We start from the raw sequence: 12,638 nt of genomic DNA, 5'->3' as shown, positions 1-12,638 counted from the left end.
TATCCGTTAGTTCTTGCGACGGAAATGCGATGTCAGGCCCGAAACGGCACCCTTATTTCGCATCCTCGATCTTTTCCAGCGTGACGCTGTCATTGGTGTAAACACAGATATCACCGGCAATCGCCATGGCTTTGCGGGCAATTTCCTCGGCACTCAGGTCCAGATCAATCAGAGCCCGTGCGGCGGCAAGCGCATAGTTCCCGCCCGATCCGATGGCAATAATGCCGTCTTCGGGTTCAAGCACATCACCCATCCCGGTCAGCACCAGCGAAACATCCTTGTCGGCCACCGCCATCATTGCTTCAAGCTTGCGCAGATAACGATCCGTGCGCCAATCCTTGGCCAGTTCAACACAGGCGCGCATGGTCTGGCCCGGATGACGATCCAGCTTGGCTTCAAGACGTTCCAAAAGGGTAAAGGCATCCGCCGTTGCCCCGGCAAATCCGACGATGATCTCGCCTTTCTGGCCGATGCGGCGCACCTTGCGGGCGTTACCCTTGATTACGGTCTGGCCCAAAGAAACCTGACCATCACCGGCAACCACCACTTCATTGCCCTTGCGCACTGACAGAATCGTCGTGCCATGCCAGCTCGGCTGCGATTGTTCGCTCATAAATAATCCCTAGATTTTCATCCAATGCATTCGATCAAGAGTTAGCACGCACAACCGCCCGGTCAAGGGCCAAGCCCCGCGAACCACAATTGCCGATTCACAAACACTGTTTCAAAGCGAAAGAGGTTAAAAAATTCAGGGCGTATCGCCGCCACATGCTTTACCCTTGGTCGATAAAAGAATTTCAAAGAATGAAGGACGATAGTCATGAGCAATCCCGACCTTGCCCACACCCATCTTGGCAAATGCATTATGGCCGGTCAGGGCAGGATCAAGGCCGATCTGGTCCTGCGCAATGTCAGATTGCTTGATGTCATCACCGGCAAAGTAACTGAAACCGACATTGCCATTGTCGGCGACCGGATTGTCGGCACCCACGCCAAATACGAAGGTGATCGCGAAATTGACTGTACCGGCAAATTCGCCGTTCCGGGCTTCATCGACACGCATCTGCATATCGAAAGCTCGCTCGTCACACCGCTTGAATTTGATCGCTGCGTCTTACCGCATGGTGTGACCACGGTCCTGTGTGATCCCCATGAAATTGCCAATGTTCTGGGCGCAGACGGAATTAGATACTTTCTGGATTGCGCCGAACGGTCCGTGATGGATATCCGCGTCAATCTATCTTCCTGCGTGCCGGCCACCGGTTTTGAAACATCGGGTGCGCAGCTTGAAATCAATGATCTTCTGCCGTTCCGAAACCATCCCAAGGTTGTAGGGCTGGCAGAAATGATGAATTATCCCGGTGTTCTGAACCTTGATCCCGGCATCATGGCAAAACTTGAAGCCTTTCAGGATGGTCACATTGACGGTCACGCACCGCTGGTTCTAGGCACTGCACTGAACGGCTATATGGCTGCGGGCATTCGCACCGATCACGAGGCAACATCCGCCGCCGAAGCGCGCGAAAAACTTGCCAAAGGCATGGCGATCCTGATCCGCGAAGGATCGGTTTCCAAGGATCTTGAGGCACTGGCCGAAATCCTTGATGAAAACACTTCAAGCTTCGTTGCACTGTGCACGGACGACCGCAATCCGCTTGATATCGGCGAAGAAGGTCATCTTGATAGCCTTATTGAAAGATTAATCGGTCATTTAAAGGCACGTAATTGCCCAATCCATCATGTCTATCGCGCGGCATCGCATTCGGCGGCCCGTATTTTCGGGCTACGTGACCGCGGCCTGATCGGGCCCGGTTGGCGGGCCGATATCGCGATCCTTGATGATCTGGAAACCTGTGCGGTCAGCGACGTGATTGCCGGTGGACGACTGGTCACCAACGGTCTGTTTGACGCCCGCGAAACCGTTGCGCCAATTGGTTTAACATCAATGAAGGCCAAACCGGTCAACGTCGAGGCCTTCATGACTAAGCCCAAACCGGGTCAGAATCAGACCCCGGTGATCAAGGTCAAACCCGGCCTGATCCTGACCTTCCGGGATGAAGCCACCCTCGAAATTGGTGAAAACGGGCTGACGCCCGATCTTGAAAACGATGTGATCAAGGTGGCCGTCGTCGAACGCCATGGCAAGAACGGAAATATCGGGCGCAGTTTCGTCCGTGGTTTTGGTCTGAAACGCGGGGCAATTGCATCTTCGGTCGGCCATGACAGCCACAATATCACCGTGGTCGGTGCCAATGACGCGGATATGGCCGCCGCCGTCAATCGCCTGATCGAATTGGGTGGCGGCTTTGCCGTTGCAGATGGCGGCAGGATTACGGCCGAACTGGCGTTACCGGTCGCCGGACTGATGAGCACGGAACCGTTCGAGGTCGTCGAAAACGACCTGATCACACTGCGCGCTGCGGCCAAGGATCTTGGCTGTGTTTTGCCCGAACCGTTCCTTCAGGTCGCCTTCCTGGCCTTGCCGGTAATCCCGCATCTGAAAATGACCGACAAAGGCCTGTTTGACGTCGACAAGTTTGACTTTGTCTGACCTTTTGGCACCTTTAGCCTGTTCTAATGGATGGGTTTTCATCCTAACGCGCAATACCACATACCAATCTTCAACCCGGAAAAGAAATATCTGATCCTGGGAATTGACGATGGGGTGAACAGGTGAAGATCAGACTGCAAATAGGTGTGACCACCGCGTTCACAGCAATCGCGGTATTCATGATCGGGATCACTGTTGCCATTCTTTACCAAAGTAATCACCGGCTTGCATTGGAAACAGCGCGATCCGAGATGACCTCCGCGCGGGAAAATACGGTTGAAAACCTGATAAATGTGATCGTCCCGGTCGGGCAAGTGGTTGAAACAAGCGTTGATTTTATCAAAACCTTCCCAGAAGCCATAACCGAACCGCGTAGCGGGGCTGTCATGGCAAGCCAGATCAAACCCTATTCCTATATTTACGGCTTGTTCTTTGGCCTTGAGGATCAAGGGCAATTTTATCAGGTCGTACAAGTCCCTGTCGGCGTTGCGGAATTTGGTCCGAACAAGAGCCCGTTACCCGCAAATACCAAAATCATCTATCGCACAATCGACGGACCGACCAATGATATGATCGAAACGTTCCTGTATCAGTCATCTTGGGGAACGGTTACAGGGCGCGAAAAGATCAACGTTGAATATGATCCCAGAACCCGCCCTTGGTACGAAGGTGCACGTAAGCAAGACGAGATTTTCGTAAGTAGCTTCTACATTTTTAATAGCACCGGAAAACCTGGGGTTACCTTTGCCAAACGGGTGACAGATACCGACGGAAAACTCTTGGGTGTTGTCGGCGCGGACCTGACAATGGACAAGATCACAAACATCCTGAACGACATCCGGATAGGCAACGAAGGCCGTGTCTTTCTTCTTGATAGGGAGGATGGTGTCATCGCTTATAGCGGGACACGTGACGATGCCACCGATCTGAAATTTACCGAAGCCGGTAATCGTAAAATTGATGATTCCATTGTCGAAACGGCGATTACGCAATGGATAAAAAGTCGCGAGACTTTCTTCGACTTCACAGGAACCAAAGATGGGCGTAAATATCTGGCATCCGCAGCGCCCATTCCCGAATTATTTGGTATTTCCCCAACACTTGGCTTCATCGTACCCGAAGATGAATTTGTCGGTGCCATCAAGGAAACCACCCGAAACGTCTTGCAGATTGCGGCAATCATCATCGTTGTTACCGTTATTCTGATCGTTATCATATCGCGCATGCTAAGCCGCCAGCTTAATGCCGTAGCGTTGGAGGCCGAGAGAGTCGGCCATTTCGATCTTGAAGGCGACTTTCAGATGTCGTCCCATATTTACGAAGTCAGTGCGCTGGCCAATGCGGTATCGAATATGAAAGTAAGTCTGAAGAACTTTGGCTCTTACGTACCTGTTGATCTGGTGAAGTCGATTGTTGCCTCTGGCCACCCCGTCGAAATCGGAGGTACATCGCGCGAATTGTCGATCATGTTTACCGATATTGAGGGCTTTACCGGCAAGACCGAAAGCTATGCGCCAACGGCATTGATGCTTGAACTGTCAAACTACTTTGCGGCCATGGAAAAGGAAATCACCGCCAATGGCAACGGCACGATCGACAAATATATTGGCGATGCGATCATGGCTTTCTGGAACGCCCCGACAACGGACCCGGATCATGCCGTTCATGCCTGCCGGGCTGCATTGGCCTGCCGACATGCCGGACGGCAATTGAATTCGATTTCCAGCCAGTCGGAACTGTTTCCCCTACGTACACGGTTCGGTCTGCATTGCGATCAGGTCGTGGTTGGCAATGTTGGGTCAAAAAGTCGCATTCAATATACTGCATTGGGTGCAGCGGTTAATCTTGCCTCCCGGATAGAGGGGCTGAACAAAATTTATGGCACCCGCATTCTCGCCAGCGGCACCATCGCCCGAAAAGCACAGGAAAACTTCCTGTTTCGTTTTGTGGACCGCGTTTCCCCGGTTGGCACAACCCTTCCAGTCGATATTTTTGAGCTGTTGGGCGAAAAGGACGAAGCAAATAGTGACCTCTCTGCCACCAAAGAACAATATGACGAGGTCTCCAAGTGGAACGCATGCATGAAGCTTTATAGAGACCGCAACTGGCAAGAGTCTCTGGAAGCCTTTAATGCCCTGAAAACGCAGGCGAGCGTGGACAAACTTGTTTCGATCTATATCAAACGTTGCCGACAATTCATAAAGTCACCGCCACCTAGCGACTGGGGTGGCGTTTCCCATATCGAAACCAAATAAACCTCCCGCTAAGCAACCCGAGCCGGCCAACTGCAGGCTCCGGACATATTTGCGGCCAATGCGTAGCCGGTTAAACTGGCTTTTCGCTGCTGTTATTGCTAAATACGACCCAACAGATGCATCGATACCTGCAGGAAAGGAGCTTTGCATGCGCAAGGCCCGCGTAGAGCGCAATACCAACGAAACACAGATCATGGTCGAGCTTAATCTTGACGGAACCGGCATCTATGATGTCGAGACCGGGGTTGGCTTCCTTGATCACATGCTCGAACAGCTTTCACGCCATAGCCTGATGGACCTTAAAGTCCGGGCCAAGGGCGACCTGCATATCGATTTCCATCACACCACCGAAGATACCGGTATCGCCATTGGTCAAGCGTTCTCGCAGGCACTGGGCGACAAAAAGGGCATCAATCGTTACGGCAGCTGCCTGCTTCCGATGGACGAGGCGCTGACACGTGTCGCGCTGGATTGTTCAAACCGCCCCTATCTGATCTGGAATGTCGAATTTACCCGCGACAAACTTGGCGATATGGACACCGAACTGTTCCGCGAATGGTTCCAGGCCTTTGCCCAGGCCGCAGGTCTGACGCTGCATGTCGAAAACCTGTATGGCGATAACAACCATCATATCGTCGAAAGTGCCTTTAAGGCGCTGGCGAGGTCCCTGCGCAGTGCGATCGAAATCGATTCGCGCAAATCCGATGCCATTCCCTCGACCAAGGGTGTTCTGGGCGGGTCGCTTTAACCCGCCAAATGCCCCTGATCAGATCCGAATGACCGAGTGACGCATCACCCGGAACAGGAAGTCGGTTTTCGATGAAGGTTTACACAGTTCATACCCATCCCGGCGATGCCGATCCGATGGAAAATGCGATCCTGATCCGCGAAGGCTTTAATTTCTGGGCCTTTGTTTTTAGCGGTATATGGGCGCTTTATCACCGTTTGTGGGCCGCTTTTTTTGGCCTGCTTGGCGTATCGCTGATTTGCAATCTGCTGATCTATGTGTTTGACGGCGGACCGGAAATGGATTTTGCCCTCGCCCTTGCGACCGGCATCGGTTTTGGCCTGATTGCCAATGACTTGCGCCGCAAGAAGCTTACGGCCCGCGGCTGGAAGCTTGTCGAAATTGTCGCTGGCCCCAACGAAAACGCAGCCGAACATCGCTTCTTTGATCGTCTGCGTGGCGGTCAGGCGTCTTACAATAACCTGCAAATTGCTGCACCCACCCCCTTATCCGGGAGCACCCAATACCCATGAGTGTTGCGATTATCGATTACGGTTCAGGCAACCTGCGTTCTGCTGCTAAGGCGTTTGAACGCGCCGCCCGCGAAAACGGCATTTCCGCCGATATCATTGTCACCGATGATCCGGAAAAGGTCCGCAATGCCAGCCATATCGTCCTGCCCGGTGTTGGTGCCTATGCTGATTGCCGGGCCGGACTTGATGCCGTTACCGGTATGGTCGAAGTTCTGAACGAACAGGTCATCAAGGGCGGCAAGCCATTCTTTGGCATTTGTGTCGGCATGCAGTTGATGTCATCCGTCGGGCGTGAATTTGCCGATACCCGGGGTCTTGACTGGATTAAGGGAGAGGTGGTTGCGATTGAACCCGCCGACCCGTCGCTTAAAATCCCGCATATGGGCTGGAACGAGCTGGTGCTTGATCCGTCGGGCAGGAAACATGCCGTGCTGTCGGATATTTCGGATGGCGATCACGCCTATTTTGTACACAGCTATCACATGCATGTGCAAAACCCGGACGAGCGTCTGGCATCGGTCGAATATGGCGGGGCGCTGACCGCAATGATGGGGCGTGACAACATGATCGGCACGCAATTCCACCCGGAAAAAAGCCAGAAAACCGGACTTACCATCATTGGTAACTTCCTGGGATGGAAACCATGACCGCACCCAGCAATACGATCGAACCCGGTGTTACCGCCGAACGCGTTACGGAACTTAGTGCGGGCGACCTTTCCGACATCGTTGATGCCTGTACCCAGGCAATCATCGAAGGCGGTGGTTTTGGCTGGTTAACACCGCCGGATCGTCCGGATATGGAAAAATACTGGCGCGGCGTTTTACTGATGCCGGGACGTCATCTGTTTGTATCGCGTGTAGACGGCGTGATTTCCGGGGCCGCACAGCTTCTTGAAACACCTTCCAACCTTGAAGCACAGCGCCATTCGGCCCAGATCACCGGCCATTTCGTGGCACCGTGGGCGCGCGGGCGCGGCAATGGAAAGGCCATCGTGCGCAGCATCGAATTTTATGCACGTGAACGCGGTTACTCGGTTTTGAAACTTGATCTTCGTGAAACCCAGACTGCTGCCATCGCACTTTATAATGGGCTGGGTTATGTCCGTTGGGGTATCAATCCTTATTATGCGATGGTCGACGGCAAAATGGTCGAAGGTTACTACTACACCAAGAAAATACAGGACACTGACCAGTGAATCTCTATCCGGCAATCGACCTTAAAGATGGTGCCTGCGTTCGCCTGCTGCGCGGTGATATGGACAAGGCCACCGTATTCAACAACGATCCAGGCGCGCAGGCTGGTGAATTTGTTGCTGCTGGTTGCCATTGGGTCCATATCGTTGATCTGAACGGTGCCTTTGCCGGAGAACCGGTCAATGGCGCAGCTGTCGACAGCATCCTTGCCGCAGTCTCTGGCAAGGCCAAAACACAACTTGGCGGCGGTATTCGCACGATGGAAACGGTTGATTACTGGCTTAACAAGGGTATTACCCGTGTGATCCTTGGCACTGTGGCCCTGCGTAATCCCGATTTCGTCAAGGAAGCCTGTGTAAAATGGCCGGGCCGGATTGCGGTTGGTATTGATGCCCGCAGTGGCTATGTCGCGGTCGAAGGCTGGGCCGAAACATCCGAAGTCACCGCCCTTGAATTGGCACAAAAATTCGAGGATTGCGGTGTCACCGCAATCATCTTTACCGATATTGACCGCGATGGTGCAATGGGCGGCCCCAATATCGAAAGCACAGTGGCCCTTGCCAGTGCGATTTCGACCCCGGTCATCGTATCAGGCGGTGTTTCATCGCTGGATGATCTGATAGCGGTTGCCAAACATACCGATGCCGGGATTGACGGCGCGATTTCCGGGCGTGCGCTTTATGACGGCCGTATTGATCTGGCAGATGCCATCAGGGCATTGTCCTGAACGGACCCAAACAGGATAACCGATCATGTTGAAAACCCGTGTCATTCCCTGTCTCGACGTTAAGGACGGTCGTGTCGTCAAAGGGGTTAATTTCGTTGATCTGATCGATGCTGGCGATCCGGTAGAACAGGCGCGCATCTATGACGCCGAAGGCGCTGACGAGCTTTGCTTCCTTGATATCACCGCATCAAGCGACAATCGCGATACAATTTTCGACGTCGTCGCTCGCACGGCAGAAGCCTGCTTTATGCCCGTCACCGTCGGCGGTGGCGTACGCACGCTTGAAGACATTCGCAAGCTGCTTCTGGCCGGTGCGGATAAGGTTTCGATCAACACGGCTGCGGTCAATAACCCCGATTTCGTGCGCGAAGCAGCACGCAAGTTCGGGTCACAGTGCATTGTGGTTTCGATTGACGCCAAATCGACCGGCCCGGACAAGTTTGAAATCTTCACCCATGGCGGCCGAAAACCAACCGGGATTGATGCTGTTTCGTTTGCAAAACAAATGACCGAATATGGTGCCGGGGAACTTCTGGTCACCTCGATGGATCGGGATGGCACCAAGTCGGGCTTTAACCTGCCGCTGACGCGATCAATTGCAGATGCCGTACATGTGCCGGTGATTGCATCGGGCGGTGTCGGGACGCTGGACCATATGGTCGAAGGTGTGACCGAAGGCCATGCCTCGGCGGTTCTGGCTGCCTCGATCTTCCATTTCGGGACCTATCGTATCCGCGAGGTCAAGGACCACATGAAAGCAGCCGGCATCCCGGTCCGCGAGGGGTGATTATGACTAATAAACATATTCTTGATCAGCTTTACACTGTGGTTGCCGCCCGCAAGGGTGCCGATCCCGAAACCAGCTATACCGCCAGACTTTTTGCCAAAGGCACGGCAAAAATCGCCCAGAAGGTTGGCGAGGAAGGCGTTGAAACCGTGATCGCGGCCCTTGCCGAAACCCCGGAAAAAGTCGCATCGGAAAGTGCCGATCTTCTCTATCACCTGACCGTGCTTTGGGCCGATCAGGGGGTAAAGCCGGAAGACGTATGGAACATTCTGGCCGAACGCCAGGGTATTTCCGGTATTGCCGAAAAGGCATCCCGCACAGATAAGTAGGGTCATATCCCGTCAAGATCAGGAGCATCCCCATGGCCGTCTCTGCCTATGATCCACAAAACATCTTTGCCAAAATTCTTCGTGGTGAAATCCCGTGTAACAAGGTTTTTGAGGACGACCACGTCCTTGCATTTCACGACATCGCCCCGCAGGCCCCGACCCATATCCTTGTGATCCCAAAGGGTACCTATACCAGCTATGACGACTTTGCGACCAACGCATCGGACGCGGAAATCATCGCCTATACCCGCGCAATCGGCAAAATTGCCGCCACGGCAGGCGTTGTCGAGGACGGTTACCGTCTGATCGCCAATACCCGCGATCACGGCCGTCAGGACGTCCCGCATCTGCATGTTCATATCATTGGCGGCAAGAAGCTGGGCCTGATGTTGCCAAAAGACTAAGGTTAACGCCCGCGAAACCAGAATTCAGGGCAGGGCAACCAAGGCGTCCCTGCCTTTTTGCTTTATTGGAATGTCATGATCCAACCTGTGCCATCCACCGCAACGATTTTTCAAAACCTCCCGGGTCACTGGACGCTTGAGCGCGACCTTGGTCCTACAGGAAAGTTCAGTGGCAATGTGACCTTCCACATGGCAGAACCGGAAAAGGCAGGTTTTCTGCGCTATCGAGAGGAAGGGATTCTTGAACGCGGCGATGGCAAACGCTTTGACGGTTACCGCGAATATGACTTCGTCCTGCATGAAAAACCGCCCGCGATCGAGATGCTGTTTCGTGATCCATTAAGCTTTGGCAATCGCTATGTGCTGCTGCAATTCGGTGAGGATACTGCTGACGAAGGGTACAGCGCGCGCGACATTCACACTTGTGGGGAGGATTTTTATCATCATTGCATGATCTGGTATGATAGAAATCATTTCGAAACGAAAATAAAAATAACAGGCCCAAAGAAAGATCATTTGTTGCACAGTATTTATCATCGAAAACCAAGTGCCTAGGCCGCAGCAATTTTCTTTAACGTTATGAGGTTCCCATGTCGCTACCCCCGTTCCATCTGGCGTTTCCGATTAAATCGATTGCCGATACCCGCGCGTTTTACATCGACATCCTTGGTTGTGACGAAGGCCGTTCAACCGAGGCGTGGATTGATTTCGATTTCTTTGGTCATCAGCTTTCCGCCCATGTTCGCCCCGAAGCAGGCCAAAATGCCGGTGCCGGAAATGTCGATGGCGATGCGGTACCCATCCCGCATTTCGGCGCGGTTCTGGAATGGGAGAAATGGCATGATCTCGCGGATCGCCTGAAAGCTGCAGGGGTCAAATTCCTGCTCGAACCGAAAATCCGATTCAAAGATGAACCGGGCGAACAGGGAACTTTCTTTGTCGAAGATCCGGCTGGCAATGGCCTTGAATTCAAGACATTCCGCGATCCGGCGATGATTTTTGCGCACTGATTTGCCTTATCGTGCCGCCTTTGGGCGAGCTGCCAACCGACTTTGATCACAGTGCCGGAACGCTTTGCTCTGCAATGCGTTATATGATCATGTGTTATTAGCGATACCGGTTCCGACCGATATCCGCAACACTCCAAAATCATCAACCCATTTCATCCGCCCGTCAGGAGAATTGCCCATGTCTGCCGCCAGCCCCACCGCCAATGCCAACCCGAAAATCCTGATTGCCGCGGCGGGCGTGGACGAACAATGGAAAGAGGCGATGGTTTCCCGACTGCCGGATGCATATATCGTCACCCAACATGAAAATTACGATCCCGAAACGATTGACTTTACCCTGTTGTGGAAACAGCCACAGGGGCTGCTTAAAAGCCTGACCAACCTTCAGGCGATCTTCTCGCTTGGCGCGGGGGTTGATCATGTGCTTTCAGCACCCAGCCTTCCGGCGGATGTGCCGGTCATTCGTCTTGAAGATGCCGGTATGGCCGATCAGATGGTGCAATATCATCTATATGCCGCCCTGCATTTTATGCGTGATTTCGATATTTACGCCCGCCAGCAAGCCAAGGCCGACTGGGCCCAGCATGATGTTGCCCGTATTTCCAAATGCCGGGTTGGCGTGATGGGGCTGGGGGCACTTGGTGCTGCGGTTGCCAGTGCATTGACGCAGATTGGCTTTGCCGTATCAGGCTGGAGCCGCACGATGAAGGCGATTGACGGCATTACAACCTATGCCGGGTCCGAAACCCTGCGCGAGTTCCTGTCACAGTCTGACATCCTGATTTGCATGTTGCCGCGCACCGCCGAAACCGAAGGTGTTTTGAATGGCAAGACCCTGTCACACCTGCCAAAGGATGCCGCTGTCATCAATGCCGCACGTGGCGCGATGATTGTCGAAGCTGATTTGCTACGCCTGCTTGACACCGGTCATCTGCGCGGCGCGTTCCTTGATGTTGCGGTCAACGAACCGCTACCCGAAAACCATCCGTTCTGGGACCATCCAAAAATCCGCATCACGCCGCATATCGCGGCCGCGACCCGAATTGAGGAATCGGTCGATCAGATCGCCGAAAATATTGATCGCATCACCCGCGGCGAAACCCCGCGCGGCCTTGTTGATCGTAAAACCGGATACTAAGCCGTAACGACAACACGGAAGAGATGAGATGGTATCGCTAGCCATCCTGGAGGCCAGTGTTATTCACTGCAAATCTCATTCAGCCTGCCATTAGCCCTTCAACCCCATTGGCAAAAAGCTGCCCCAACCAGTCGGTAAACACACGAACGCGCGGTGAAAGTTGCCTGTTCTGTGGATAAAGCACCGATACAGGCATCGGTTCCGGTGGATATTGCGGCAGGATTTCGACCAGCCGACCGGCCTTCAGATCGGCCACCGCACGGTAATGCGGGACCTGAATGATCCCAAGTCCTGCAATAGCTGCCGCCATATACAGATCCGCACCGGTCACGGAAATATTGGCCGGAATCTCCACCTGCCGCACAAGACCGTTAATTGTGAAATCAAGTGGCATCGGCTTGGCATCCGCCCCGGAAAGAAAGGAAACAACCCGGTGCCCCTGTCGTTCAAAATCCTCGATCTGTTCGGGCATGCTATATTTTTCAAGATAGCCGGGGCTTGCAACCGTCACCTCGGGCATTGTTGCCAAACGACGGCCGATCATGGATGAATCGACCAACTCCCCACTGCGCAACACACAATCATATCCTTCATGAACCAGATCGACATAGCGGTCACCATCCGCCACCACAAGCGTGATATCGGGATATTCGTCCATGAAGCTAGGCAGAGCCGGAATGACAAACATCCGGGCTAGTGTCCCCTGAAGATTGACGCGCAAAAGCCCCTTGGGCGCACACGGTCGAAAAAGGCCATCGGCTTCCTCCAGTTCGCCCAGTATCCGGATACAGCGCTTGTAATAGGCTTCACCATCCAGGGTTGGCCGGACCTGTCGGGTGGTCCGGTTCAGAAGCCGCGTGCCCAACCGTTCTTCAAGGCGCTGAATGGTATTGGTCATGGTGGCACGCGGGATCTGAAGATCCGTCGCGGCCTTGGTAAAGCTGCTGCGCTCGACAATGCGAACAAAGTTCCGCATCTCCT

The 12,638-nt window shown here is 53.6% G+C and carries 15 protein-coding genes; 13 read left to right on the top strand and 2 right to left on the bottom strand.

Annotated features, from left to right (window positions below):
* Positions 1 to 52: 52 nt before the first annotated feature.
* Entirely contained in the window at positions 53 to 613 is a 561-nt protein-coding gene (gene hslV, locus R1T41_RS07895) for an ATP-dependent protease subunit HslV (RefSeq protein ID WP_062960281.1), read from the bottom strand.
* A gap of 207 nt (positions 614 to 820) precedes the next feature.
* Here hslV and ade point away from each other — a divergent pair, with 207 nt between their 5' ends.
* The 13 genes from ade (at position 821) to R1T41_RS07830 (ending at position 11,657) form a co-directional block, all read left to right on the top strand.
* On the top strand, positions 821 to 2,551 hold the full coding sequence (gene ade, locus R1T41_RS07890; protein ID WP_317341085.1) for an adenine deaminase: 1,731 nt from the start codon (positions 821 to 823) through the stop codon (positions 2,549 to 2,551).
* Between the two features lie 122 nt (positions 2,552 to 2,673).
* Complete coding sequence (locus tag R1T41_RS07885) at positions 2,674 to 4,806, top strand: adenylate/guanylate cyclase domain-containing protein (RefSeq protein WP_317341083.1); 2,133 nt, start codon at positions 2,674 to 2,676, stop codon at positions 4,804 to 4,806.
* 148 nt (positions 4,807 to 4,954) lie between these two features.
* A complete protein-coding gene (gene hisB / locus R1T41_RS07880) occupies positions 4,955 to 5,554 on the top strand; it encodes an imidazoleglycerol-phosphate dehydratase HisB (protein ID WP_317341081.1) in 600 nt (199 codons plus the stop codon).
* Positions 5,555 to 5,625: 71 nt separating this feature from the next.
* Positions 5,626 to 6,066, top strand: a complete 441-nt coding sequence (locus R1T41_RS07875) for a DUF2628 domain-containing protein (RefSeq protein WP_062960285.1) — start codon at positions 5,626 to 5,628, stop codon at positions 6,064 to 6,066.
* A complete protein-coding gene (gene hisH, locus R1T41_RS07870; RefSeq protein WP_317341079.1) occupies positions 6,063 to 6,713 on the top strand; it encodes an imidazole glycerol phosphate synthase subunit HisH in 651 nt (216 codons plus the stop codon). The genes R1T41_RS07875 and hisH overlap by 4 nt, the downstream gene beginning before the upstream one ends.
* The gene (locus R1T41_RS07865; protein ID WP_062950533.1) at positions 6,710 to 7,264 is read left to right on the top strand and encodes a GNAT family N-acetyltransferase; all 555 of its coding nucleotides are present in this window, start codon (positions 6,710 to 6,712) and stop codon (positions 7,262 to 7,264) included. Before hisH ends, R1T41_RS07865 begins: the two co-directional genes overlap by 4 nt.
* Positions 7,261 to 7,989, top strand: a complete 729-nt coding sequence (hisA, locus tag R1T41_RS07860) for a 1-(5-phosphoribosyl)-5-[(5-phosphoribosylamino)methylideneamino]imidazole-4-carboxamide isomerase (protein ID WP_317341077.1) — start codon at positions 7,261 to 7,263, stop codon at positions 7,987 to 7,989. The genes R1T41_RS07865 and hisA overlap by 4 nt, the downstream gene beginning before the upstream one ends.
* A 25-nt stretch (positions 7,990 to 8,014) precedes the next feature.
* Entirely contained in the window at positions 8,015 to 8,776 is a 762-nt protein-coding gene (hisF, locus tag R1T41_RS07855; RefSeq protein ID WP_062949970.1) for an imidazole glycerol phosphate synthase subunit HisF, read from the top strand.
* 2 nt (positions 8,777 to 8,778) lie between these two features.
* The gene (locus R1T41_RS07850; protein ID WP_297012282.1) at positions 8,779 to 9,105 is read left to right on the top strand and encodes a phosphoribosyl-ATP diphosphatase; all 327 of its coding nucleotides are present in this window, start codon (positions 8,779 to 8,781) and stop codon (positions 9,103 to 9,105) included.
* Positions 9,106 to 9,137: 32 nt separating this feature from the next.
* Positions 9,138 to 9,509, top strand: a complete 372-nt coding sequence (locus R1T41_RS07845; protein ID WP_317341073.1) for a histidine triad nucleotide-binding protein — start codon at positions 9,138 to 9,140, stop codon at positions 9,507 to 9,509.
* Between the two features lie 75 nt (positions 9,510 to 9,584).
* Positions 9,585 to 10,064 (top strand): DUF6314 family protein, encoded by a 480-nt coding sequence (locus tag R1T41_RS07840; RefSeq protein ID WP_317341071.1) that lies wholly within the window; start codon positions 9,585 to 9,587, stop codon positions 10,062 to 10,064.
* A 35-nt stretch (positions 10,065 to 10,099) separates the two neighbouring features.
* On the top strand, positions 10,100 to 10,519 hold the full coding sequence (locus tag R1T41_RS07835) for a VOC family protein (protein ID WP_097053390.1): 420 nt from the start codon (positions 10,100 to 10,102) through the stop codon (positions 10,517 to 10,519).
* 178 nt (positions 10,520 to 10,697) lie between these two features.
* Positions 10,698 to 11,657 carry a glyoxylate/hydroxypyruvate reductase A gene (locus tag R1T41_RS07830; RefSeq protein ID WP_317341068.1) on the top strand — a complete coding sequence of 320 codons (960 nt, stop codon included), beginning with the start codon at positions 10,698 to 10,700 and terminating at the stop codon, positions 11,655 to 11,657.
* 79 nt (positions 11,658 to 11,736) lie between these two features.
* On the opposite strand, the gene R1T41_RS07825 is transcribed toward R1T41_RS07830, so the two are convergent.
* On the bottom strand, positions 11,737 to 12,633 hold the full coding sequence (locus R1T41_RS07825) for a LysR family transcriptional regulator (protein WP_411045554.1): 897 nt from the start codon (positions 12,631 to 12,633) through the stop codon (positions 11,737 to 11,739).
* Positions 12,634 to 12,638: the final 5 nt, after the last annotated feature.

The sequence above is a fragment of the Thalassospira lucentensis genome (assembly GCF_032921865.1).
GTDB lineage: Bacteria > Pseudomonadota > Alphaproteobacteria > Rhodospirillales > Thalassospiraceae > Thalassospira > Thalassospira lucentensis_A.
Note: the sequence above shows the minus strand (reverse complement) of the source record. Positions and strands in the feature narration are given on the sequence as shown.

Coding starts and splice junctions, on each gene's coding strand:
- ade (WP_317341085.1), top strand. CDS start 821: ATGAGCAATCCCGACCTTGCCCACACCCATCTTGGCAAATGCATTATG.
- hslV (WP_062960281.1), bottom strand. CDS start 613: ATGAGCGAACAATCGCAGCCGAGCTGGCATGGCACGACGATTCTGTCA.
- R1T41_RS07875 (WP_062960285.1), top strand. CDS start 5,626: ATGAAGGTTTACACAGTTCATACCCATCCCGGCGATGCCGATCCGATG.
- R1T41_RS07865 (WP_062950533.1), top strand. CDS start 6,710: ATGACCGCACCCAGCAATACGATCGAACCCGGTGTTACCGCCGAACGC.
- R1T41_RS07850 (WP_297012282.1), top strand. CDS start 8,779: ATGACTAATAAACATATTCTTGATCAGCTTTACACTGTGGTTGCCGCC.
- R1T41_RS07825 (WP_411045554.1), bottom strand. CDS start 12,633: ATGCGGAACTTTGTTCGCATTGTCGAGCGCAGCAGCTTTACCAAGGCC.
- R1T41_RS07835 (WP_097053390.1), top strand. CDS start 10,100: ATGTCGCTACCCCCGTTCCATCTGGCGTTTCCGATTAAATCGATTGCC.
- hisB (WP_317341081.1), top strand. CDS start 4,955: ATGCGCAAGGCCCGCGTAGAGCGCAATACCAACGAAACACAGATCATG.
- R1T41_RS07845 (WP_317341073.1), top strand. CDS start 9,138: ATGGCCGTCTCTGCCTATGATCCACAAAACATCTTTGCCAAAATTCTT.
- R1T41_RS07830 (WP_317341068.1), top strand. CDS start 10,698: ATGTCTGCCGCCAGCCCCACCGCCAATGCCAACCCGAAAATCCTGATT.
- hisH (WP_317341079.1), top strand. CDS start 6,063: ATGAGTGTTGCGATTATCGATTACGGTTCAGGCAACCTGCGTTCTGCT.
- hisF (WP_062949970.1), top strand. CDS start 8,015: ATGTTGAAAACCCGTGTCATTCCCTGTCTCGACGTTAAGGACGGTCGT.
- R1T41_RS07840 (WP_317341071.1), top strand. CDS start 9,585: ATGATCCAACCTGTGCCATCCACCGCAACGATTTTTCAAAACCTCCCG.